Genomic DNA, 23,858 nt, shown 5'->3' on the forward strand with positions numbered 1-23,858 from the left:
GAATGATAAGAAAGGCTCCAGGGGAGCGCGTACTATCGTAGCTGACAATGGATTGAATCTGGAAATAAACTCTCTATTGAACAAGCAAGTTGCTGCACAGCCATTGGAGGTCGGTCCTGCAAGTCTCTCTGTTTATTACCTGCTACAACGACACCTTGTTTCCCGAGACAGGCAAGGCCGTCGTCAAGGTGCTTGAGCGACTGGGCCATACGGTCCATTTTCCCGCAGGGCAGACCTGTTGCGGACAGATGCACTGGAACACAGGCTATCAGGCGGAAGCGCTTCCACTGGTGGGAAGGTTCGTTGCTCAGTTTCGCCACGCCGAGGCGGTGGTCGTCCCTTCCTCCAGCTGTGTGGCCATGATGCGGGACCATTACCCCAAAATGGCTGAAGAGATCGGCGACCGCAAGCTGATCGCGGAGGTAGAAGAGCTACTGCCGCGCGTGTACGAGTTTTCAGAGTTTCTCACCAAGCGGCTGGGACTGAAAGACGTGGGTGCGTACTACCCCCACCGCGTGACCTACCACGCCAGCTGCCATGGTCTGCGCAATCTCGAGCTGGGAGATGGGCCGTTGAATCTGCTGCGATCGGTGAAGGGAATCGACCTGGTCGAGATCGAAAGCCCGGAGCAGTGCTGCGGCTTCGGAGGAACCTTCGCGGTGAAGAACGCGGACGTGTCCAGTGCGATGCTGGCCGAGAAGACCACCGCTGTGCTGAACACCGGAGCCGAGGCCTGCACCGCCTGCGATAACAGCTGCCTGATGCATATCCAGGGAGCGCTGCACCGGCAGCGCACCGGCGTCAGGACCGTGCATCTGGCTGAGGTTCTGGCCGGGGGGGAGGAGGCAGGACTGTGAGTTCATCGAGCAACGTACTCGATCCCCGGACCTCGCCCACGTTTCCGATAGCGGCCCGTGCGACCCTCGGAGACACCCAGCTTCGAAAGAACGTCCGCCATGCGACCGAGGTGATTCAGAGCAAGCGCGCTCGTGTCGTAGGCGAGATGCCCGACTGGCAGGAGCTTCGCGAGAGCGGACGCCAGATTCGCGAGCACACCATGGCGAACCTCGACTACTACCTTGAAGAGTTCGAGCGCAACTGCATCCGCGCCGGTGGTCAGGTTCACTGGGCCAGGGACGGCGAAGAGGCCAAGCGCATCGTAACGGCGCTGGTCAAGGCGCACGCATCTTCCACCTCGCCAGAGGTCATCAAGATCAAGTCGATGACCACCGAGGAGATTCACCTGAACCTCGCGCTCGAGGCCGAGGGAGTTCGGGTCTACGAGACCGATCTCGCGGAGCTGATCATCCAGCTGGGCCACGATCGGCCCTCGCACATCGTGGTGCCCGCACTACATAAGAATCGCCAGCAGATCCGCGAGATCTTTCAACGCGAGATGAATCTTCCCGATCTGGGCGAGAAGCCGCAGGATCTCGCCGATGCGGCGCGAAAGTTTCTTCGCGAAAAATTTCTGCGGGTGGACACGGCGGTCAGCGGAGCCAACTTCCTGATCGCCGAGACCGGTGGCGTCTGCATCGTGGAGAGCGAAGGGAATGGCCGGATGTGCCTTACCCTGCCCGAGACCCTGATTACCGTCGCCGGAATCGACAAGGTGCTTCCGCGCTACGAGGATCTGGAGGTCATGCTGCAGCTTCTGCCACGCTCGGCCACCGGCGAACGGATGAACCCGTATAACTCCATCTGGACCGGAGTGCATGCGGGGGATGGGCCGAAGAACTTCCACGTCGTGCTGATGGACAATGCTCGTACTGAAGTTCTGGCCGATGGAGAGGGCAGGCAGACGTTGAACTGCATCCGCTGCGGAGCCTGTCAAAACGCCTGCCCCGTCTACCGGCAGACCGGAGGCCATGCCTACGGCTCGGTTTATGCAGGGCCTATCGGAGCCATCCTTACGCCGCAACTGCAGCAGCTGCATCATGCGCAGACGCTGCCGTATGCCTCGTCGCTGTGCGGAGCGTGCTATGAAGTTTGTCCGGTAAAGATCAACATCCCCGAGGTGTTGATTCACCTGCGCAACAAGGTCGTGAAGCAGAAAGGCGCTCTGAACCCGGAGGCGCTGGCCATGAAGATGGCCGGAGCGATCTTCCAATCGGAACGCCGCTTCCGCGCTGCGCAGCGCCTGGGCCGGATCGCCGAGACTCCTCTGGTGCGTAAAGATGGAAGCGGCGAAGGATGGATCGGCTGGCTTCCCGGGCTGCTGGGTGGCTGGACCCAGGTAAGGGATCTCAGAGAGATGCCGAAGGAGACCTTCCGCGACTGGTGGGAGAAGAGAGGAAGCCATGGCAACTGAGGTCGGCAGCATCGATTCTTCGGCGGCGCGAACCGAGGTTTTGCGGCGAATTCGTGCAGCCAATAAAGGAGCTGCCGATGGCGCTCGCGCCTCTCAGCAATGGAGCCAGATCCCCCGTAACTACCTCCGTGCGCCGAGCTTGTCGCGCGAGCAGATCCTCGATCTGCTTGAGGATCGCCTCCGCGATTACGATGCCACGGTTGCTCGCGCAGCCGAAGCAGAGGTCGCCGCCACGGTCGCCACGATGCTCACGGAACGTGGACTGCGAAAGATCGTGATTCCGCAGGGGCTGGATGCGTCCTGGCTGCCGCCGGGATTCGATTTTGTCGTGGACGACGGAGCCTCGTCGGCGGAGTTGGACGGTTTTGAAGGCATTCTGACCGCGTCGACCTGTGCCATTGCATTGACCGGTTCCGTGGTGTTGCAGAATGTGCCGGGGCAAGGCAGGCGCGCCATATCTCTCATCCCTGACTATCACCTTTGCCTTGTTCGAGTTGAGGATGTGGTGCAGACGGTGCCGGAGGCAATCGCCCGCCTTGGGTCGTCCTCTACGCTGCCGACGACGTTTTTCGCCGGGCCATCCGCTACGGCCGACATCGAAATGACCCGCATCAAGGGCGTCCATGGGCCGAGATTTCTGGACATCATCCTGGTGGGTTAACGTAACCCCGGGTGTCGCGCCAGACCTCAACGTCTTATGAGAAGATGGCATCCTATTAACACGCGTTTCCACCCACTGGAGCAAGTTTTTACATTCTCTTGACTCCTGCAAGGGAAAAACGCTGGTGCAGTTCGGGCCTGATGTATATATTTGTCCGACAAACGTGAAACCGAGAGACACACTCACGAGTCGCAGCTAAAAGCCGGTTGTGGTGGGCTGGTAATCTTCAATCGCGCCGGCAGCCTTTGAATCCTTCGGGCTTGCTGCATGCAAAAGTGTCCTGTAGTTCTCTCAGGGGTTTGATGAGGTGTCTGCGATGAAGTTCCTTCTTCGGCGGCCTACGCTCCTTTCCACAGGCCTGATATGCCTGCTCGCTTGCCCGCTTGCGGCCTGGACCCAAACGAGCTCTTCCTCTCCGCGAAGGCCTTCGCGAACTACCCCCGGCGGCAAGTCGGTCTCACGCGCTGCCGATGGCGTCGTGATCCCCGGACCCCTGCGATCATTTTTGCGAATGGCCGGTATCAGCCAGAAGATTCCCGCCGATGAGGTTCTGCCGCTGCTATCCCGCAACGTTTTCATGCAGGGCTACAGTCAGCAGAAGCCCACGGAATTCCTGGTACTGTTGGACCGGTATGTCCAACAGGCGCGCGAGCTGCAGATCCTTGCCGGATCCAGTGGAACGATCAATGTCAATGGCTGCGGCGACGTCGGAACCCTGATCCAGATCCTCGGATATCGCGTGGTCGGCAACTGTCAGGACAAGAACCTTACCTTGGCAACTTCGAATCCGGACCGCGCTTTTCTGACCATCGACTCGGGTTTTCCATTGATGACGCTCGAAGAATCCCTTCAAAAAGGAACTCCATTCCACTACGCCTTTCCTTCAGCGCGGGTTCCGGTGTTAATGAAAGAGTCGGACTGGATGTCCCTCAATCGCAGGCGGTCCGCTAACAATCTGGTAGATCTCCTGATTCACGAGCCCGCAATCGCCCGGCTCTACTGGGCCTTGTCCCGCAATGACGATGAGACCAACCTGGCTTTGGCGAAGTCTCCCGGACTCTGGAAACTCTCGGCCTATGCCCCGGTGCTGGACTTCTATGGAAGCCAGATCTCGATCCGTTCCGGCAGAGTGATTGTGCCGGGAGGCAGTAAGGCGGAGCCCGTCTGGAAGGATCTCGCAGGAGCCAGTCCCGACAATCCGGGTGAATTCGTCCTGCATCTGGTGGCGAAGGACAATGGCTGGCTCGCCGCGTACTACGATGCGCTCTCCCGCGTGAGCCAGACCCAGCAGGAACACCTTACCGAGTCCCCGCGCATGAAGCACGTCTATGAAGCCTTCCGCGCTCCTCAAATAGACCCGCCAGCGACGGCCAGCGTCTTCCGCAAGGCTCCCGGTCTGCTGGTGCTCTTCACCCGCGTTGAATGGGAGCCCAACGGCCAGCCTCATATTCCGGGCGATCTCAGCGTCTGGAAGGAAAACCTCGCGCAGAAGTCGGACTCCAAGGTCGTGCGTGCGTGGGGCAAGCATGCCCGCGGCTGGAGTGACTCCGAGCACGAGCAGTTGCTGGAGGCGATGGCCTCGATCTCACGATTTGATTCCGATACCGGCCCGCTTCAGACCTATCTCACCCTCGCTGAAATCGATGCTCGCCGGCCCGCCGGCAGGAAGCTTTCGCCCGAGACTGCGCGTCTGCTGGCCACCCGCTTTCAGAAGTTCGGAACCTGGTATCTGCTCTTCTCCGAATTCCCCGAGTTGACCGACGAATCCATCGCCCGATTCATGAACGTAGCCGATGCCATCGGCAATATCTCTAACTCGACCCTGCGTGGCAATGCCGTTGGAGCGTTCCAGGCGAATGTAGGGATCTGGCAGGTCCTCGCACGACAGGAAGAGATTCCTTCCAGCGTCCTGAACTCTTCGTGGATGAACGCCGTGGGTCCTTTTGCGAAGATCACTTCATCGTCGCAGCTCTTCGACGCATCGCGCTCTTCTCTGGGCGATATCGTGAAAGCGGCCGGCGGGCAAAGCCTCTCGCAGGAGGCGTTGATCAATCTGATGGCGGGTCCGCCTCAGCAAAGTGCCGAAGCACAGCGAGCCCGTCAGGAGATCGCGGATCGCATTCGAAATGTGCTTGAAGATCAAAGGCTCGTCTCTCTCGATACGCTGTTTGCCTTGAGCGATGGCCTGGGCGCGATGGCGCAGGGATCGCCCGCTCCGCACAACATGCTTGGACTCGCCGGAGAGCTGCGCGAGTTCGAGATGCCTCGCCCCATCTTCACCAACAGCGAGAAGGTCAGCTGGGCTCCCGGCGTATATTCCAGCCATCACGCCGAGCTGCAGATCAAGACCGATCTCACCAAGGTGATCAAAACCCCGGGCACCAAAGCACAGCTCGAAAATGCGAGAGGGCAGCTGACTCCGTTTCTGCGAGATGCTCTCGTCGGGTTGAACTACGCCTACTACGAGCCGCCGGGCGCGCAGGTGCTGCATAACAACTCTCTGTTCGTGCGTTCGCACGACTTCTCCGGCCTCACCGTAGTCTCAACCGAGCGTTCCTGGATGTCGCCTGAGCTGATGGGCGTCGGAACCCCGGCAGGTGGCGGCGCCTATCTGATGGGTTCGCTCGCCGACCTGCCCTATGCGCTTGCCTCGACCGAACAGGACTTCATCGCTCCTGAAAACGTCCAGGCACTCATCTGGAAGGAGCTCGTCCCTGACCTGCTCGTCAGCGCGACCGTTCCCCGATGGTGGGGAGTGAGCCCGCAGGAGCTTCATGCCGTGACACTCTATCAGCGTTCAGGCGAAGAGCTGCTGCTTGCGGCAGAGACTGATGCCGCCCTCCGCGGCCAGGTCACCCAGATTCTGGCGGATCGTATGGCGCCACAGAGGCTGGAGACGCTCGATAAATCGCTGGCGAATAACGAAGATGCTATCGCGGTGCTCGCTCAGACGATGCCCGCCGATACCTTCTATCTTGCAACCGAATTTCGTCGCAGGTATCCAGGTCACGCTGCCGTCGGATCGCAGAGCCAGCAGCTTGACGCCCTTTGCGCGAAGTATCCGGAGCAGACGACGCCAGAACGTCTCTCTCGCGACTTCGGTGTCCCCCATCCCGTGCTCGCGCGCAGCTACGCTCCGGTCTTGTTATACGTGAAGCCCTTTCCGTCCTTCGGAGGAGAGTCCAGCCGGCTCTTCGGCGAGTCCTGGGAGTCGAGCAATCTCTACTGGGCTCGGCTCGCGGATGAGAAGGGCTACGAGCCCGCCAGCTTGAATCGCCTGGTGCCGGAGCTCACCCGTCGCATGACCGCGAAGATCTTCGCCACCGATCTCGAAGACTGGCCCGCGCTCGAACGAGCCATGCAGGAGACCGGCGAGGAGTTCCGCCAGGGAAAGGTGGCTCCGTTGCCGATGGCGGCTACGGCTACATCGTTGCAGACTCCTAATGGGAAAGCACAGGAAACCGCGATTGGAGGAGTACGGTGAAAAATTCTCTTCTCTCCGTTCTGTTGTTGTCGTCTTTACTGGTTCTCGGGGGTGGGCGTCGGATCGCCGCCCAGGACGACTCCCGGATCCTGGTCAACGTGGTGCTGGTGCAGCTGAACGTCGCTGTCACGGACCGCAAGGGGAACTACATCCGTGGTCTCAAGCCCGAGGACTTTGCGATCACCGAGGACAAGATCCCTGAAAAAATCGCCACCTTCGAAGAAGGCAATGAACCCACCACGCGCCTGGTCTTAAGCGGGCCCGAAGGCCGAATGGTGCCGCGCCAGATTGCGCAGCCTTCCAATCCGGATGCGGATCAACCTGCCGCAATCGGCCCCTCCGTTACCGGGGCCAACGTCTTCATCCTCTTCGATACCAGCAACTATATGTATCGCGGCTTTGTCTTCGCGCAGGACGCTATCGCCGACTTTATCCGTTCGCTCGAAGGCGTCTCTAACGTAGCTTTTTACTCTTATAGCCGCGACCTCTCACGCGCGGTTCCGCTTACGGCAGAGCGCCCGGCGGTTTTGCGTGGCGTGCGCAGCACGGTCGCCGGAGATGATGCGGCGCTCTATAACTGTCTTCTGATGACGGTGAAGGACGCGGCGCAGTTCACAGGCCGCAAAGCCATCGTCGTTTTTTCGAACGGCCCGGATAATGCCAGCCTGGTTCCGCCCGAAGACGTCGCGGAGCTCGCGCAATCGACCGGCACCATCATCTACATGGTCAGCACGCGCGATGCGCAGGCAGAGCCCATATCAACGGCAGTCTTCGAGCGCATGAGCAAGGCTACCGGCGGCAAGGCCTACTTCGCCAAGAGCTGGAAGGATGAGAAGGATGCCTTTGCCTCGATTCGCGAAGACCTGGCTCACCTCTATTCGTTCAGCTACTATCCACAGCCCAACCCGAATCGCGGCTGGCGCGCCATCACAGTTAAGCTGGTCGGAGAGAACGCGCAGAAATATCGCATCCGCACCCGCGACGGATATCGCGTCCTGAAACCGGCACAGATTGCCACGGTAGCGAATCCTGCCGCCACGTCCGAAGCCACGTCGCGGTAGGCGTCGCGAGCTGAAATCGATCAGGGGTGAAAGACCAGCCGATCCCCCTGGCTCGTTTCATTCCACAGCGTCTCTACGTCGCGAAGCGGTACAGCACGGAGCTTCACATCGAACGGCTTCACTGCCGCGACCGTGAAGAATTCACGGATCGCTTCACGGATCTGTTCCATCGAAGCGCTTCCAAACCCGCTGCCCAGCAGCTCCAGGCCCGAACTGCGCAGCGTTGCCGCGGGAAGCGTCACGGTCGGCCCCGCGCTTCCTCCTATCTGGATATAGCGGACTCGCGGAGCCGAGTGGCTGAGCCCCTTCTGGGCGATCGCAGCAAGCACCGTCTCGGCTGGCTGGCCCCATAGATAATCCAGCACCACATCGATGCCATGGTCGCTCCACTCCTTTCGCAGCGCGGCAATCAGAGCGTCACGCTCCAGAGTAAGAGAGAACACTGAATCCGCTCCCTGCGCCTTCATCTCCTCTTCATTCACACGTCTGGCGACGCCGACAATGCGCCTTGCACCCAGCCGCTTCGCGATCTGAATGGCAAGCTGGCCTGCGGAGCCCGACGCGCCCAGAATGAGGACACTCTCTCCCGGAGAGAACTTTGCGCGGGCCTTCAGTGCAACCCACGACGACATCCCCGGATTCGCGATCGCCGCTGCCGTAGCCTCGTCCAATCCCTTCGGGAGTGGAGTCAGAAGGCTGTCCCCGGCAAGCGCAAGCTCCGAGAAGGTTCCGAAGGGAGGACGCGCGGCCCCGAAGTAGACAGAGGTTCTGTCCTCGAGCCTGCCCACACCATCCACGCCCGCGATGAAGGGAATTGACCGGTGCTGCCATAATGACTCCCATTCGCCAGCGACTTTACGATTGGATGCAGCCCAGCGGCCACGACTTTTACAAGGCGTTCACCCTGCTGAGGGACCGGATCGGCAAAGGTCTTGTAGCGTGGCGGACTAGTGTAGCTTTCAACGACGGCTGCATGCATGTGTGGGCTGCCCTCTATGCCTAGCATAGATGAGAGCTGGCAGGGCAGATGCACGCAATGCGCTTACTCTTCTTCGGTCAGATAGCACCGCAGCAACCCGCAGACCACCGCGATGATTCCACCCAGCAGCATCAGCAGGGGAGCGGTCGAAGCCTTGCCGATCGCATAGGGGAGTAGAAAAATTCCCACGCCCGCATACATCAGAATCGTCAGCAGTGTCCGCATGGTACTTCTGTTCACGCCAACCTCCTGCGTTCCGCTCTCTACCTTTTCTCCCTCGCGAGGCAGCGGCCATCGATGGTGTAGAGTGGCGATATCGATCCGCCAAATCCCTTGCCGGACATATATAACCTATAACCGGCAATTTCCATGCTGTGCAAGCCCTATCTCACCGTGGAAGGTGTCGCATGCCGCACCTGGTTCGCTTACGTCCTTCGCGCCGTCTCCTTGCTCTTCTGTTCGCCGTATTGCTCGCCGCGCAGATTTCAGGCGCCCAGGCAAAGCTTCCCTCGCCGTTGGACGATCGCATCTCCTCGCAGGTCATCAAGCTGCGGAACGGCATCACGTTGAACTATGCGGTCCAGGGAGATCCGAAGGGGCCCGTAATCGTAATGCTGCATGGGGCCGGAGACTCCTGGCACTCCTTCGCTCGCGTGCTTCCCCTTGTTCCCTCGAGCTATCGCGTCTATGCAGTTACGCTGCGCGGCCATGGCCTTTCCGACCATCCAGACACCGGCTACTCCCGCGCCGACTTCGCCGGAGATATCCTCGACTTCCTCGATCAGCTCCATATCCAGCACGCAACCCTCATCGGACATTCACTTGGCAGCTTCGTCGCCCAGAAGGTCGCCGAACAGGATAACGGCTATCTCGACCGCCTGGTCTTGATCGGTTCCGGTCCCGGGACTCGCAAGGCAGGATCGTCAGAGGAGACCATCACCAGCCCATTTGCAAAGCTCACCGATCCGGTTCCGTACACCTTCGCCCGCGACTTCCAGGCCAGCACCATCTACTATCCGGTCCCGGCATGGTTCTTCGAGATGATGGTGGGCGAGGCACAGCGTGTACCGGCTGCCACCTGGCACGGCCTCGGCGCAAGTATCAGTGCAGGCGATTCTCTCGATGCGCTGAAGAAGATTCAGGTCCCGACCTTGCTCTTGTGGGGGGAGAAGGACTCCATCTTCCATCGCGACGACCAGGAGACTCTCCTCCACACCATTCCGCAGGCATCCCTGAAGGCCTATCCGGAGACAGGCCACGCACTGCACTGGGAGAGACCGCAACGGTTCACCGCGGACCTGTTGGCCTTCATTCGATCCAGCGGCAGTTCAAAGAAGCCGCAACTCTGACCGCGGCGCGTCCGTTCAGGAGAAGCGAATGGTAAAACTCTCCCCGGCCTTGACCGGCAGGAACAGCTCGTCAGGGCCAGATCCGGGAATCGGTTGCGTCGACATAGGCGAAACGGAGGTCACCCGTTGTCCTTTCGGCGAAAGGATGTGGTGAGTCAGATCCAGATGCGCGCGCAGGGTCGCGGTCGTGGCCTTGCCGTTTTCCCACTCAAGGTCGATCTCGAGACCGCCGCGGGCGCGCAATCCGCGAAACGAGCCGTTCTGCCAGCCTTTCGGAAGCGCCGGCAGAAGCCGAATCACATTGGATGCCGACTCCGCTCCGCGCAGCTGCGCAGCTTCACTGCTGCCTCCGCTGGCGTGGGACTGCAACAGCATCTCCACCATCCCCGTCGGGCCTCCGATATTGCCGTCGAGCTGGAAGGGAGAGTTCGCCTTTTTGCCGCAGACATCGAACATGTTGCCGCGTGTCGAGTCCGCCAGAAGACGCAACAGGCTCTGATACGCCGCATCGCCATCCTGCAGGCGAGCCATGCAGCAAAGGATCCAGGCACGCGACCATCCTGTGCTGCCTCCGTCGTGCGCAAGCCTTCGGTCGAGCGTCACGCGTGCTGCCTTGGCCAGGTCGGGAGTTCGTTGCGGCGTAATCTGATCGTCCGGAAACAAAGCGAACAGGTGGGAGATGTGCCGGTGGCCCGGCTCATTCTCCGCGTAATCCTGCTGCCACTCCTGCAGGTTGCCTGCCTTGCCGATCTGGAAAGGAGGCAGCTTGATCAGGGCCAGACGGGCGCGGTTGTGCAGCTGCGCATCCGTCGTGGCCTCCCAGTCAGGGGAAGCTGCAAGCACGGCGGCTGCCTGCAGCAGTCGCGTCAACACCGCTCGAACAATTTCGATATCCATCGTCGGAGCCATGCAGACGTTGTGAGCGGTTCCGTCCGGCAGAAGATACTTGTTCTCCGGAGAACAGGAAGGTCCGGTCACCATGCGCTCGGTCTTGGGATCCGTCACGATGGAGTCGAGAAGAAAAACCGCGTTGTCGCGCAGGCGTGGATAGGCACGGTCGCGCAGGAAAGAGATGTTGCCGGTGTAATCGAAGTGGTCCCACAGATGAAGCGACAACCATGCCGCGCCCATCGGCCACACGCCGCCGCCCAGCGCATCCACCGGCGAGGCGTCGCCCCAGATATCGGTGTTGTGGTGCACCACGTAGCCATCCGCGTTGTAATACTTTCGTGCCGTGACGTGGCCGGGGGAGCGGGTGCGGTCAATCAGGTCGAACAAAGGCGCGTGCAGGTCCGAGAGGTTGGCCCGTTCCGCAAGCCAGTAGATCATCTGGATATTGATGTTGATCGTGTACTTCGAGCCCCATGGCGGATCGACGGATTCGTTCCAGATTCCCTGCAGGTTGGCCGCGAGCGTCCCCGGACGCGAGCTCGAGATCAGCAGATAACGGCCGAACTGGAAGTAGATCCCCAGTAGCCCCAGGTCCTCGCCTCCGGATTTGATCTTCTGGAGCCGTTTGTCGGTGGCAATCGCGGCATTCGCATCTTCGGCAGACCCAACCGTGATGGCGGAACGCCGGAAGATCCTCTGGTGATCGGCGATATGACGCGCGCGCAGCTCGGCATAGGGGCGCGATGCAGCGGCAAGGATATTCTTTACGACGACCTGCCGCATCATCGCCTCGCCTGCCGGATAGCGAAAGTTCGTCGCGCAATCGAGGAACAGCGTTACCGCGGTTGCATTGGCTACTACCAATGCATTGTTCTTGGTCGAGGTAATGCCGTCGGTCGATACCGCCAGAAGCTCCGCATAGTAGCGAACCCCGACCTGGCGTTCCTTGACCGGCAGCCCCGGATTGTCATTGACCGGGAGAGCCTGTCCGAAGAGCTTCAGCCGATTTTGCGCCAGCGCAGCCGTCTCGAAGTTCGCCGGCCGATCCAATGCGGCGGTAAAGCTGAGCTTTCCGACCTTGTTCGACGTAAGCCGTATCACGATGACCTGGTCCGGCGATGAGCTGAAGACTTCGCGCCGGTATTGCACGCCGCCGTGAGTGAAGCTCGTCGTCGCGATGGCGGTATCCAGGTTCAGCTCCAGCCGATAGTCGGTGAAGCCATCCATCGGCCCAAAGTCCAGGTGCAGATCGCCAAGGGTCTGGTAACAGGGAAGACGCCGGGGGATGGAGAGGTAATCCGTCAGCACAAGCGCCTCTGCCTCCGCGACCTGTCCGGCGAAGAGCAGCTCGCGCATCCGCTGCACTGTCTCGCCTGCCAGCGGGTTATTGCGGTCACGCAGCTCCCCGTCCCAAATGGATTCCTCGTTGAGCTGGATTCGATCCTTGCCCGGCTGGCCGAAGACGCAGGCTCCCAGTCTGCCGTTGCCCACCGGCAACGTGTTCGCCCACTCCGCCGCCGGTTGATCGAAGAAGAGTTTGTAAGGCGTCTGTTCGTCAGACGTTGCAACTTCCTGCCAGGGCACAGCTAGAGCCTTATGCTGCGAGATCGCTGCGGCCGCGGCAGCGGAGGTTGCAAGAAAGCGGCGGCGCGTGGGGCGATTCGGCATCTAGGTCAGGCTCCAGTGCTGGCTCGGGCATTTGGCCCGGCTGGCGTTCCTCTTTGGCAAGAGTGGTTCAGAAATTTCAGTTCTTCCATCGCGCAACATTTGCGCCTCGATCATTCTAAGTGCCTTCACCAGAATGGTAATGTCTCGGCGTCAGGAACGCGAACCTCGAAGATCCCGGCAAGCGCTTGATCCACAAAAACTTCGCAGTCACTTTGCGCTCCACTGCGTGGAGCTTCGCCCCTCAGGACAGTCCAGCGGGCCTCCATGGAAGGCGCGGGCCGCGTCAGGATCGTCGACAGGAAGTGCGATATGGAATGGTGTAAGCGGCACCCTGAAATCTCCCTGGGTTCATCATACGATGATGTTCCGGAGAGCCGGGCTCGTGGGTTCAGACAGACTGAGGAGTCTGCGCCGGCAGCCGAACGATGAACTCCGTGTTGCCGGGGATCGACGAGAAGCGGATCACTCCGCCGTATTGATCCACGATGCGGTGGACGATTCCGAGTCCGAGTCCCGTGCCGACACCCACCGGCTTGGTTGTGTAAAAGGTATCGAAGATGTGCGCCTGGCTGTCCAGCGGAATGCCGCTACCGTCATCGGCGATGCGGATGCAGATCTCGGTGCGATGCTCGTCGGTGTGAGACTTCTCCGTCCAGGTCTTCACGCTGATCTTTCCATGCGGCCCGACGGCGTCGATGGAGTTGTCGAGAAGGTTGGTCCAGATCTGGTTCAGCCCGGTGCACTCGCTCTGCAGGGGAGGAAGATCGGAAGCAAAGTCCTTCTCCACCGTGATCTCCTTCTCGCGCATCTTGTGGCTCAGGATGACCAGCGTGGCATGGATGCTGCTGTTGACATCCACAGACTGCTTCATGCCCTTGCCTTCGTAGGCATACGATTTGACTGCCATCACTAGATCGGAGACGCGTCCGATGCTCTCCTCGATGGTTCCCACCAGCTGCATGCTCGATGCCATCGCCTCAATCCAGTTCAATGCGTCCGAAAGCGTGGATCCCGGAAACTCCGATCGCGCACACTCCAGGTCTTCCGCCTTGAGGCCGATCGAAACCAGCGTGGGAGCCATCTTCCAGGCATTCTCGATATTGGCTCCCTCCATCCACTCCGCCAGTGCCTCTTCAGCGTCGCTCTGGTCCAGCGAGCTCATCACGATGGTCTGTCTGGCGGCCAGAGTATGCTCCTGCAGATCGTGGAGGCACTCCTTCTGCTCCCGGCTCAGATCGGTCTTGCTGAACTTCGCGGAGAGCTCATGCATTCGCATCAGGTTCGAGCGCAGCTGCGAAGCCGCCCTGCGAGCCGCGGTACCGGGGTTGTTCAGCTCGTGCATCAGCCCGGCGGCCAGGGTTCCGAGGGAAGCCATCTTTTCCTGCTGAATCGTTGCGCTCTGCATCTTCTGGAATCGTTTCGCCATATTCCCCAAAATCGCCTTGCGCACATCCGGGCAGGTCGTCATCAGGCTCCAGAAGCCCTCTTCGCTGAGCTGCACCAGGTGGCAGGGGCCTTCCGCCTTCAGGTTGACCGCATTGGGAATATTCGCCAGAAGCGGAAGCTCGCCGAAGGCATTCCCGCTGGGAATGGAGGTCACCTCCATCTCGCGTCCATCCGGCATGGTCTGGGAGAGCAGAAGCTCGCCCTCCAGCAGAACCCAGAAGTTATGAGCCGCCTCTCCCTGGCGGACTAGAAGGTCGCCCTTGCTCAGATGGATCTCCTCCAACCCGTTCAGGCAACGCAGCTCCTCGTCTTTCAGAGAGGAGAAGATCGACGTTGTTCTCAACTGTGCGAAGAGAGCATCGCTGATACGCGCTGGAGTGGGCTGTTGGACGACCTGGGATTGTTGGCTCATGGTGGTGGTGACGTTAGACCTTTCAGAGTGTTGCTAGGTATTGGTGGACAAACTGGATCGCAATGGAGCCCTCTCCAACAGCAGAGGCGCAGCGTTTTACGGAGTTGTAGCGAACGTCGCCGGCGACGAAGATGCCCGGCACACTGGTCTCCAGAAGATAGGGTTCACGTTCGAGCTTCCAGCTTGTCGGAGCCTTGGCCTTCAGCTCCGGACCGGCGAGGATGAAGCCCTTGCTGTCGCAGGCAACCTGCGCTGGAAGCCAGTCGGTCTTGGGCGCCGCGCCGATGAAGATGAACAGGGAGCTGGTTTCGCGCGTCTCTTCGCCCCGTGGGGTCTTGAGTGTCACCGATTCCAGGTGGCCATTGCCGAACATCCCGGCGATCTCAGTCTTCGTCTCGACCACGATATTCTGCGTTGCCTCGATCTGGTCGATCAGGTACTTCGACATGCTCTTGGCCAGCGAATCCCCGCGAATGATCATATGAACCTTGTCAGCATAGCGGGAGAAGTGCATCGCGGCCTGCCCGGCAGAGTTGGCTCCGCCGACGATATAGACGGTCTCGTTCGCGCAGCCCATCGCCTCGCTCAACGCCGCCCCATAATAAACGCCCGCGCCGGTGTACGCAGTGGCTCCCGGAACATCCAGCATGCAGTAGTCGACGCCGGTCGCGATCAGGCAGACGTGGCAGGTAATCTCCTGACCGTCGTTCATCACGACAATCTGGTAATTATTCTCCGAACGGATGCAGGTCACCCGCTGCAGCAGGAATTCGGCTCCCAGCCTTGTCGCCTGCAGATACGCTCGCTTGGCCAGCTCTTCTCCGCTCAGGCCGGAGGGAAAGCCCAGGTAATTCTCGATCTTCGAGCTTGAGCCCGCCTGCCCGCCCGGGGCGTTCGGCTCCACGATCAGCGTGCGAAGTCCCTCGGAGGCTCCATAGACGCCTGCGGCCAGGCCCGCTGGACCCGCGCCGACGACGACGATGTCGTAGAACTTCTGCTGGGCCTGGGTCGGCATTCCCAGCTTCGCGGCCAGATCGGTCGAGCTGGGTTGAACCAGCGCCGTCCCATCCCCGAAAAGAACGACAGGGAGCTTCGCATCGTCCGCGCCCTTTTCCTTCAGAAGAGTCAGGGCCTCAGGAGTCTGCTCCGGATTCAGCCACTGGTAAGGGATGCGGTTGCGCGAGAGGAAGTCCCGTACCGCATGGTCCTTCGCCGACCAGCGCATCCCCACCACGCGGATTCCCTCGAAGGGCGGACGGTATCCCTGCTTCCAGGCCTCGAGAAGATCGTCCAGAACTGGATAGAGCTTCTCTTCCGGGGGATCCCACGGCTTGTTGAGGTAGTAGTGAATCTTGGCCGAGTTGATGGCCCGGATCGCAGCCTCGGTGTCCGCATAGGCGGTCAGAAGCACGCGCTTGGCATCGGGATAGACGCACAGGGCCTGTGAGAGGAAATCGACGCCGGTCATTCCCGGCATGCGTTGGTCTGAGAGAAAAAGGGCGACCGTGTCGTTGCGTTCCTTCAGCTGGCGGCAGATATCGAGCGCCGCTCCGCCGGAGGCCGCCCGGACGATCCGGTAGTCCTGGCCATAGTGGCGGCGCAGGTCCTGGACCACCGCCTCAAGGACGCTGGTGTCATCGTCGATGGCTAGCAAGATTGGCTTCGGCATACCCTTGTTATACTTCGCGGACCGGTACATGTGCACACTGCACCTGTGATTTGATTGGTACTGGAACCCCCGGGATTCAGAAAACTGGAAACTGTTTCCAATGTGAGAGAGGATGGAGCCGTAAAAAATGGTTGCTACGGACCCGCAGAGTAATTTGTCCGAATTGAAGACACAGCGGTTACGCCGGCGAGGAAGAGCCGATGAGAAGAATACGGGGCAAAAGACCCCACCGCAGGAGAAACGTATGAACCGTATTATTCTCGCTGATAACCAGGTCATCTTCCGGGCCGGAGCGGCACGGGTTCTGTCGCTGGAAGACGATATGCGTATCGTCGCCCAGTGCGAAGACCTGCCCAAGCTGTGGAGCGCACTCGATAGCCTGCGCGGCTCGATCCTTCTGATCGCCTCAAGCCTTCATCCGGAAGTCCCGGCCCTGGCGGAACGGGCAAGGATGATGGGAAGCCGTATCATCCTCGTCGCCGAAAACACCGAACAGGTTCCTGACGAGGTAACTTCGCTCGTCGACGGAGTCGTGTGCCGCAATGTCGGAGGAACCGACCTGGTCGAGGGGGTTCGCCGTATCGCCCGCGGACAGCGCTACATCCAGCGCGCGAACGTTACCGCCATCCACTCCACCGACAGCGTAGGAGCCCGCGTCCGCGACCGGCTCACTCCAAAAGAGATGCAGATCGTCGCCCTGATCGTGCAGGGCTGCAAGAACAAGGAGATCGCCCTCCAGCTGGGGACCAAGGAACAGGTCATCAAGAACTACCTTCGGGGAATCTATGACAAGACCGGAGTCTCCGACCGCTTGGAGCTTGCCCTGTTCACAATCCACCATCGCGTGCTCGCCGAGGCAGCCGCAAAGGCAGGAAACCTGATCGAGATGAAGACCGCGTAAGTTTCCGCGGCCTACACTTACAAAACGTCATTCTGAGCGCAGCGCAGCGGAGTCGAAGAATCCCTGTATTTTTTGCAGGATGCCTGCTCTCCACCCACACACTCCGCTCCCGCCCGGGATGCAGCATGAGGCTACAACCCTATCCTCGCCGCCCCGCCCTACCCCACCTTCTCCCCAATGCTCTTGGCCTGGGTAAACAGCAGCAGGTAGTCCGGGCCGCCCGCCTTGGAGTCGGTCCCGCTCATATTGAAGCCGCCAAACGGATGTGCTCCCACCATCGCCCCAGTCGACTTCCGATTGAAGTACAGATTGCCGACGTGAAACTCTTCCCCGGCGCGCGCCAGCTTTTCACGCGAGCTGGAATAGACGGACCCGGTCAGCCCATACTCGGTGTTATTCGCAATCGCCAGCGCATCGTCGAAGTTCTGCGACTTGATCACCGCCAGCACCGGCCCAAAGATCTCCTCCTGGGCGATCCGTGCCGTAGGGCTCACATCAGCGAAGACGGTGGGAGCGATGTAGTAACCCTCTTCGGGCGTCTTGACGGCTGCTCCTCCGTTCAGCAGGCGGCCTTCGCCCTTGCCGATCTCGATGTATTCGAGAACCTTCTTGTGCGACTTCGGGCTGATCACCGGCCCGGTATAGACGTTCTCCACCGGGTCTCCCGTCTTGATCTGGGCAACCCGAGCCTGCAGGCGGTCACAGAAAGTGTCGTAGATGCTCGCATCCACAATGGCGCGGGAGCAGGCCGAACACTTCTGGCCATTGAAGCCGAACGCGCTGGCGACGACTCCTTCAATCGCAAGGTCAAGGTTGGCATCGCTGTCCACGATGATCGAGTCTTTTCCGCCCATCTCGAGGATGGTGCGCTTGATGAACTTCTGCCCCGGTTGGGTGCGCGCTGCGCTCTCGTGAATCTCCAGTCCGACCGCCTTTGATCCCGTGAAGGCGATAAAGCGCGTCTGAGGATGCGCGACCACAGCGGAGCCGAAGCCCGGACCGTCGCCCTGGCAAAAGTTCACGACTCCGTCCGGCAGCCCGGCCTCTTCGAGCAGGCTCACAAAGCGCGCGGCGATCGTAGGGGCATCGACCGAGGGCTTCAGAATGACAGTATTTCCGCAGACGATCGCCGCCGCGGTCATTCCCGCCATGATGGCGAAGGGGAAGTTCCACGGCGGGATCACAGCTCCGACGCCAAGCGGAATGTAGCGAAGCTGGTTGCGTTCGCCGGGAAACTGGATCGGCGTTGTCGCGGCGTCCAGCTTCAGAGCCTCGCGGCCGTAGAACTCCAGAAAGTCGATGGTCTCGCCTACATCGGCGTCGGCCTCGGCCCAGTTCTTTCCGACCTCAAACGTAAGCCATGCGCAGAACTCGAAGCTACGCTGCCGGACAAGGTCGGCGGCACGGAACAGCAGTGCGGCGCGCTCGGCGACAGGAGTGCGGCTCCAGGCAGGGAAGGCGGCAAGAGCGGCCTGCACAGCCTCCTCGGCAAGATCAGCCTCGGCGCGCTGATGAATGCCTACGACCTGCGCCGGGCGTGCAGGATTCACCGAGACGATCTTGCCCTCGGTCTTCAGCCGCCGGCCTCCAAGGATGATGTCGTACTCGCGCCCGAGTTGGCTCTCAACCTCAGCGAGCGCGGCCTCCATGGCCCGCTTGTTCTCAGCCGTGGAGAAGTCGATAAAGGGCTCGTTGACGAAAGGAGTCTCAGCGGTGCGCGGCGATGGAGCGGCAATGTCTGCGGTGGCCATAATAGTTCAATTTTAGTCCCGTTCGAAGATTGAGTCCTTCACCACGAAAACCGCTTCTTCGCGAACATAAATGACGCAATCAACCTACCTGTTATCAGTTCTGTAATCAATTTCATTGAAGTTTAACTTCATGCCTGTCGCCTTGGGAAATGTGAGGATACGGCAAAACCTCGCGGACCTTCAGTCGCGTCGAAAGAGGAGGTCCCAAAACGGGTTCCCGAGGTGAGATTTATGCAGAGCATCGACGATGTGAAGGCGACTCTCGACGATTTCCTGGATGCGTTGCGCTCCAAAAATACGGAACAGGTTGTCAGCCATTACGATCCTTCGAACACGATGTATGTCCTGTCGCCTCCGTTGCAATCGACTCCTGAAAACTCTCAGGGCGCCGCCGGAGTGCAGGCATGGTTCGATACCTTTACCGGCGATCGAATCGACTTCGAAGTGCGTGACCTGCACATCGAATCCTCCGGCGAGATCGCCTTTGCCTACTTTCTATGCCGTATGGCCGCAAAAAAGAAAGAAGGCCCGGACATGGACATCTGGGTACGCAACACGCTGTGCTTCGGAAAGAAGGGCAGCGAATGGAAGATCACCCATCAGCACGAGTCGGTGCCGTTCTACATGGATGGAAGCCCCCGAGCCGCAATCGACCTGAAACCCTAAAAGGAATCACTAGCCCGACGCGCGGTTACAAGACGTTGTCTTTGAACCATCCGAAGATGGCCGAGACAGCGGAGAGCCCCATCAGAATCCACGTAAAGGTTGAAACGCAATGCAGGCCGGAACAAGCCTGTGCCGACGATGCTCCATGCTGCGCAGCATTGACGGAAGCTCCGGCGGCAAGGAGAACCGACAGCAGCAGCGCGACGAACGAGGTGCGCGCCTTGGTTGATCCCATGGCTTTGTGCAGGCGGTAACGAGTCTCCGAGATTCGACGGAATCTTCCCGTCTCCGACTCAACTGTCCCATGAAGGATGACGTTGTCGCGATTGGCCAGATCGGTGATCTTCGTCGTCTTCGTGACGTTCAGGTAGTAGTTTTTGCTGCCGATCTGAATCAGGATCTTGGAGTCTTTTTGTGCATTGATGGTGTTGTCTCCCGTAAGAATGGCTTCGCCCTCGGCTACGTCGGGCCGAAACGAGATTCTGCACTCGCGTCCAGGAAAGAGAGTAAGGAGCGGCATTCGCTACACGCCCGCAATATCGGCGACGGCCTCGAGCAGGCGGATGCGGAACTCTGCTACCCCTGAGGCAGCTTCGTAGGCAGCGGCGGCAACCTCGCGAGCTTCACGATTCATCCGATGCGGCCCTGGCCGGTCGTAAAAGTACTCCGCGAGTTTGCGGTCGACCTCTTCGCGGATCTCGAATCGAAGTTGACTGTAGGCGTTGACGAACTCTTCCTTAGTCGGGCCGGGGTCGGTAGGCTGCTGAGGATCGTCCCCTCCCGGGCCATGTTTTTTCATCCCGGGACCGACGCACAGAGCACACTGGTACTCGTCGGGAGTCTCGTGGCGGAAGCCGTGTCCGGTACAAACGGCGATGCTGCAAAGTTTGCAGAGTCCCCAGCATGCATTCTCCGGAGACACGCGGCCAACAATGAATTCCATCTTGGGCCCGGGACCATCACAGATATAGCATGCGAGATTCATGGCTGCGGATCATACGATGGCCTGAAACGAAGCACAAGAAAATTTCCTTACCGGTGTTCGGCGAGCGCTTCGGTTTGCTTCGACATCTTCGCAGTGCGTTCGAGCTTGTCCCAGCTGAAGGGCTTGCCGTCGACCGCCCGCTTCATGGTCTTGAACAGCACGACGGAGAAGACCTGCCGATACGTGAAGCGCTGGATCCAGATATGGACCAGCAGCCACGCGTCGCCGCGGCTGGCGGGATGTTTGCGCTCGAGCGCGAAGGCCAGGGCCGAGGTGAGGAAGTCGATGACAAGGAAGGCGAAGAAGAAGAGCAGCAGTTTATGAAAGCTGGCTGCAGATGCCGTATCGGGGTGAAAGTGCTTGTCGATGAAGTAATGAATGAAGCCGGCGACGAACATCAGGTCGATGAGCGGCGAGACCAGCGGAAGCAGAATCTGGAAGATCAGAATGTTGGGGAGCGCAAAGAGGCCCATGGCGCGGTGTTTCGCGATCGCTCCACGATGTTTGAAGACCGCCTGAAGAATTCCGAAGGACCACCGGAAGCGCTGGCGCATCAGGCCGTTCATATTGACGGGAGCTTCGGTGAAGGCAAGGGCCTGATCCTCGTAGATGACCGAGTAGCCCTGTTCGAGGACGTTCATGGTGAGGTCGGCGTCTTCGGCGACCGTATCCGGATGATAGCCTCCGCCATCGCGAACTGCGGCGGTGCGCCAGGCCCCAATGGCTCCGGGCACAACCATCACGACGTTGAACAGATCCAGTGCGCGGCGCTCGAAGTTCTGCGAGGTGATGTACTCCAGGGCCTGCCAGCGGGTCCACAGGTTCACGCGATTGCCGACCTTGGCATTGCCTGCCACAGCACCGATCTTCGGGTTGGCGAAATGGCTGACCAGACGGGTAATGGCGTCGTGGGCGATCACGCCATCGGCATCGATGCCGATGTAAACCTCTTCGTCGGTATGGTTGAGCGCGAAGTTCAGAGCCTCGGCCTTGCCACCGTTCGGTTTGGTGAGCACGGTAAGACGGCCCGAGGCGATATCGGCCGGATAAGCATCGCGAGCTGCCTCGAAGGTGTTATCGGTTGAGCCGTCGTCGATAACGATCACGCGGATGTTCTTGTAGTTCGACATCATCACCGAGCGGATGGTGCGGACGATGACCTTCTCCTCGTTATAAGCCGGGATCAGTACGGCAACGCGGGGAGCGTAATCGGGGGCCGCGAAGTTCTTGCGGGTCCGCAGGCGGTCGATAAGGGCGAAGACGCCAATGATGATGAGGCGCGCGCTCATGAGGATATCGCCGATGAAGAAGACGGCAACGACGAAGTTATTGAAGAAGCCGAAGAGGAAGAAGGCGACCGAGTCGGCGCGGGCCTGCCAGCGTTGATGCGGCGTCAGCGGAGGCATGACCTCCGCGCGGGTCTTGCCGATCAGGTCGGAGACGGGAACGATCTCATATCCGCGCTGACGCAGCGTGGTAATGAGCATGGGCAGGGCGGCCACGGTTGCGGAGCGGTCGCCGCCGCCATCGTGCATCAGGATGATGGATCCGCGTGTCCATGGCTGCTTGTCCATGTTGGCGATCTGCTGGAAGACGCTGTCGGTGATCTCCTGCGGGGTCTTGCGCGGATTCTCGTCCCAGTCGTGGGTGTCGATCTTGTTGCCGAGGATGACGTAGCCAAGGCTCTGAATACGGTCGATTGGAGCCGCCTGGTCGTTGGTGTCAGGCTCCTGGTCGATGGAGTAAGGAGGGCGGAAGTAGAGAGGCTGCACGCCCAGCTTTGAGGCAAAGAGCCGCTCGGTCAGGTTCAGTTCAAGATCGACCTGTCCTTTGGAGACCTCGGCGATATCAGGATGGGTAAAGCTGTGGTTGCCGATCTCATGGCCCTCGCGATAGATGCGCTGCATGATCCCGACATTCTTTTCAGCCTCTTCGCCAATCAGCAGGAAGACGCCCTTGACGTCGTACTTCTTGAGCACATCGAGGATCTTGGGAGTCCACTCTGAGTCTGGGCCGTCGTCGAAGGAGATGGCAACCTTCTTGGGGCGATAGCCGTACTGGGTGATGGTGTAGGACAGCGGGTACGACTCCATCTGTTCCTGCAGAACCATCCGGTAACGCGCCGGAATGGAGTCGTCATCATCCATGGTCAGATCGCGGGAGCCGATCTGAGGTTTACGGGTGACGCGAAGGATGTCGCCCTCGCCTTCTGTATCGACCTCGTAGCCCGGGGGGACGCTAGCCAGTTCTTTAGCGGGATCCGCGCTAAGAGGGGTGTCCCATATCTTCCAAAGCGAATTGTCTTCCGATCCAAGAGCCCAGAGTGCGTAGGTTTGGATGCCGAGCTCGCGCGCAGCCCGCATCTCGTTCACTACGGTGACAGCGTCCAGGAACCAGACGTAGTGACGAACGTGAGCATCGTCATCGTCATAGGCGAAGTGGACGTTCAGCGAGTCGTCGTCAAGATCGATGTGCGATTTGGAGTCGTAAGCCTCCTGCCAGGCCTGTTGCGTCGAGATGCTCACAGCCGAGAGGACCTTCTCAGGAACAGGCTTCTTCCCCTTTTTACGGGGGGCAGGAGACGTCGTAGTCCAGTCGTAGCCGTAGCTTCCGATCGCGCAGATGATCTTTTCTTTGGGAACGACCTTAAGGATGGCCTTCAGGTTGTCGGTGAACCAGTCCTGAGAGGCGATAGGGCCGGGACCGCTCCCGGTCTCGTGCTCGTCGTAGTTCATGACCAGCAGACCGTCGGAGTTGTCGGCCAGGAACTTGTAATCGAAGTCCGCATCATGCGCGGGAACGTTGACGTAGAGACGGAGATGGCGCGGATGAAAGTCGGCGTAGAGAGCAGCCACCAGGGTGCGGAAGCTGGGTTGAGCCTCGTCGGGGATCTCTTCAAGGTCGAGCGAGAGACCGAGATAGTTGGGATTGGCGGCGAGAAAGACGTCAATCTGATGAATGAAGTTCGCCCGGGCGGCGTCATTCATCAAAAATTTGCCGACCTCGGGAGTAAAGATGTTTTTAATCGGATCGTAATTGTTGACCAGCGGAAAGAGATCGAGATTGACGTGGCTGTTGGCAATGGTTGTGCCGACCTCGTTGTCCCGATCCACCGACTTGACGTCGCCCTTGTCGACCACCCTGTAGGGGGAGTTGTTGATGGTGTAAGCCATCAGATTTCCCTCGGGAGAGACCACGTGTAGCCACTCCGGAAAGAGAATGTCGATCTGGCTGATGTGCTGTTTCAGTGAGGAGTAGCTGCCCGGATCGTCCGCCACATAATAAGCCGCACGCAGGCCTTCGCCTGAGTTCAGAGGAACGTCCGAAGGCTTCAGGTCGGTCTTGCGATGCGCGGAACGGCGTAGCTTCTGGAACTTCGTCGACTGCTGGTTGGCGAGCGTTCGATAGTTGCGCTTCTGCGCGGCCAGTAAAAGTTCTGGCAGAGGCTTCATACGTATGGCGCCGACCAGGAAGATGATGCCGAGGAGAAGCCCCGCAAGCGCGAGCGAGTCGAAAAGAACCCGGAAACGCTTCCAGCGCTTGCGTTGCGGGTCGTAAAAAATCTGTTTGGCCATCAGGGAGTGAGATGCGGTTCCACGGCGGGTGCCTTCGCTACATCCTATG

19 protein-coding genes are annotated in these 23,858 nt (G+C 59.8%); 9 read left to right on the forward strand and 10 right to left on the reverse strand.

The window, feature by feature from the left end; genetic code table 11:
• Positions 1–116 precede the first annotated feature (116 nt).
• The 5 genes from AC5S26_RS16740 (at position 117) to AC5S26_RS16760 (ending at position 7,517) form a co-directional block, all read left to right on the forward strand.
• Positions 117–857, forward strand: coding sequence for a (Fe-S)-binding protein (locus AC5S26_RS16740; RefSeq protein ID WP_494186127.1), 741 nt, complete (start codon positions 117–119; stop codon positions 855–857).
• Positions 854–2,311 carry a LutB/LldF family L-lactate oxidation iron-sulfur protein gene (locus tag AC5S26_RS16745; protein ID WP_494186050.1) on the forward strand — a complete coding sequence of 486 codons (1,458 nt, stop codon included), beginning with the start codon at positions 854–856 and terminating at the stop codon, positions 2,309–2,311. Before AC5S26_RS16740 ends, AC5S26_RS16745 begins: the two co-directional genes overlap by 4 nt.
• Positions 2,301–2,972, forward strand: coding sequence for a LutC/YkgG family protein (locus tag AC5S26_RS16750; RefSeq protein WP_494186051.1), 672 nt, complete (start codon positions 2,301–2,303; stop codon positions 2,970–2,972). Before AC5S26_RS16745 ends, AC5S26_RS16750 begins: the two co-directional genes overlap by 11 nt.
• A gap of 316 nt (positions 2,973–3,288) precedes the next feature.
• Complete coding sequence (locus AC5S26_RS16755; RefSeq protein WP_494186052.1) at positions 3,289–6,456, forward strand: hypothetical protein; 3,168 nt, start codon at positions 3,289–3,291, stop codon at positions 6,454–6,456.
• Positions 6,453–7,517: a VWA domain-containing protein gene (locus AC5S26_RS16760; RefSeq protein ID WP_494186053.1), complete on the forward strand. Its 1,065-nt coding sequence runs from the start codon at positions 6,453–6,455 to the stop codon at positions 7,515–7,517. Before AC5S26_RS16755 ends, AC5S26_RS16760 begins: the two co-directional genes overlap by 4 nt.
• A gap of 20 nt (positions 7,518–7,537) precedes the next feature.
• On the opposite strand, the gene AC5S26_RS16765 is transcribed toward AC5S26_RS16760, so the two are convergent.
• Positions 7,538–8,305: a zinc-binding dehydrogenase gene (locus AC5S26_RS16765; RefSeq protein WP_494186054.1), complete on the reverse strand. Its 768-nt coding sequence runs from the start codon at positions 8,303–8,305 to the stop codon at positions 7,538–7,540.
• Positions 8,306–8,349: 44 nt separating this feature from the next.
• On the opposite strand from AC5S26_RS16765, the gene AC5S26_RS16770 reads away from it, so the two are divergent.
• The gene (locus AC5S26_RS16770) at positions 8,350–8,520 is read left to right on the forward strand and encodes a hypothetical protein (protein WP_494186055.1); all 171 of its coding nucleotides are present in this window, start codon (positions 8,350–8,352) and stop codon (positions 8,518–8,520) included.
• A 39-nt stretch (positions 8,521–8,559) separates the two neighbouring features.
• On the opposite strand, the gene AC5S26_RS16775 is transcribed toward AC5S26_RS16770, so the two are convergent.
• Positions 8,560–8,736, reverse strand: a complete 177-nt coding sequence (locus tag AC5S26_RS16775; RefSeq protein ID WP_494186056.1) for a hypothetical protein — start codon at positions 8,734–8,736, stop codon at positions 8,560–8,562.
• A 167-nt stretch (positions 8,737–8,903) separates the two neighbouring features.
• Between AC5S26_RS16775 and AC5S26_RS16780 the strand changes: the two genes are divergently transcribed.
• A complete protein-coding gene (locus AC5S26_RS16780) occupies positions 8,904–9,845 on the forward strand; it encodes an alpha/beta fold hydrolase (RefSeq protein ID WP_494186057.1) in 942 nt (313 codons plus the stop codon).
• 15 nt (positions 9,846–9,860) lie between these two features.
• Here AC5S26_RS16780 and AC5S26_RS16785 read toward each other — a convergent pair whose 3' ends face one another.
• The 4 genes from AC5S26_RS16785 to AC5S26_RS16800 all read right to left on the reverse strand — a co-directional run bounded on the left by AC5S26_RS16785 (position 9,861) and on the right by AC5S26_RS16800 (position 15,931).
• The gene (locus AC5S26_RS16785; RefSeq protein ID WP_494186058.1) at positions 9,861–12,404 is read right to left on the reverse strand and encodes a glycoside hydrolase family 95 protein; all 2,544 of its coding nucleotides are present in this window, start codon (positions 12,402–12,404) and stop codon (positions 9,861–9,863) included.
• Between the two features lie 207 nt (positions 12,405–12,611).
• Positions 12,612–12,734: a hypothetical protein gene (locus AC5S26_RS16790; RefSeq protein WP_494186059.1), complete on the reverse strand. Its 123-nt coding sequence runs from the start codon at positions 12,732–12,734 to the stop codon at positions 12,612–12,614.
• A 58-nt stretch (positions 12,735–12,792) separates the two neighbouring features.
• Positions 12,793–14,262 (reverse strand): ATP-binding protein, encoded by a 1,470-nt coding sequence (locus AC5S26_RS16795; RefSeq protein WP_494186060.1) that lies wholly within the window; start codon positions 14,260–14,262, stop codon positions 12,793–12,795.
• A gap of 22 nt (positions 14,263–14,284) precedes the next feature.
• Positions 14,285–15,931 carry an FAD-dependent oxidoreductase gene (locus AC5S26_RS16800; RefSeq protein ID WP_494186061.1) on the reverse strand — a complete coding sequence of 549 codons (1,647 nt, stop codon included), beginning with the start codon at positions 15,929–15,931 and terminating at the stop codon, positions 14,285–14,287.
• Positions 15,932–16,175: 244 nt separating this feature from the next.
• Here AC5S26_RS16800 and AC5S26_RS16805 point away from each other — a divergent pair, with 244 nt between their 5' ends.
• Complete coding sequence (locus AC5S26_RS16805) at positions 16,176–16,832, forward strand: response regulator transcription factor (protein WP_494186062.1); 657 nt, start codon at positions 16,176–16,178, stop codon at positions 16,830–16,832.
• A gap of 158 nt (positions 16,833–16,990) precedes the next feature.
• Here AC5S26_RS16805 and pruA read toward each other — a convergent pair whose 3' ends face one another.
• Positions 16,991–18,583, reverse strand: coding sequence for an L-glutamate gamma-semialdehyde dehydrogenase (pruA, locus tag AC5S26_RS16810; protein ID WP_494186063.1), 1,593 nt, complete (start codon positions 18,581–18,583; stop codon positions 16,991–16,993).
• 231 nt (positions 18,584–18,814) lie between these two features.
• Between pruA and AC5S26_RS16815 the strand changes: the two genes are divergently transcribed.
• Positions 18,815–19,249, forward strand: a complete 435-nt coding sequence (locus tag AC5S26_RS16815; RefSeq protein WP_494186064.1) for a YybH family protein — start codon at positions 18,815–18,817, stop codon at positions 19,247–19,249.
• 25 nt (positions 19,250–19,274) lie between these two features.
• Here AC5S26_RS16815 and AC5S26_RS16820 read toward each other — a convergent pair whose 3' ends face one another.
• The 3 genes from AC5S26_RS16820 to AC5S26_RS16830 are packed head-to-tail and all read right to left on the reverse strand — an operon-like array spanning position 19,275 to position 23,809.
• On the reverse strand, positions 19,275–19,769 hold the full coding sequence (locus AC5S26_RS16820; RefSeq protein ID WP_494186065.1) for a hypothetical protein: 495 nt from the start codon (positions 19,767–19,769) through the stop codon (positions 19,275–19,277).
• Positions 19,770–19,772: 3 nt separating this feature from the next.
• A complete protein-coding gene (locus AC5S26_RS16825) occupies positions 19,773–20,234 on the reverse strand; it encodes a hypothetical protein (RefSeq protein WP_494186066.1) in 462 nt (153 codons plus the stop codon).
• Between the two features lie 47 nt (positions 20,235–20,281).
• Positions 20,282–23,809 (reverse strand): glycosyltransferase, encoded by a 3,528-nt coding sequence (locus tag AC5S26_RS16830; RefSeq protein WP_494186067.1) that lies wholly within the window; start codon positions 23,807–23,809, stop codon positions 20,282–20,284.
• Positions 23,810–23,858 lie beyond the last annotated feature (49 nt).

Source organism: Edaphobacter sp. FHG110511_03 (assembly GCF_059115365.1).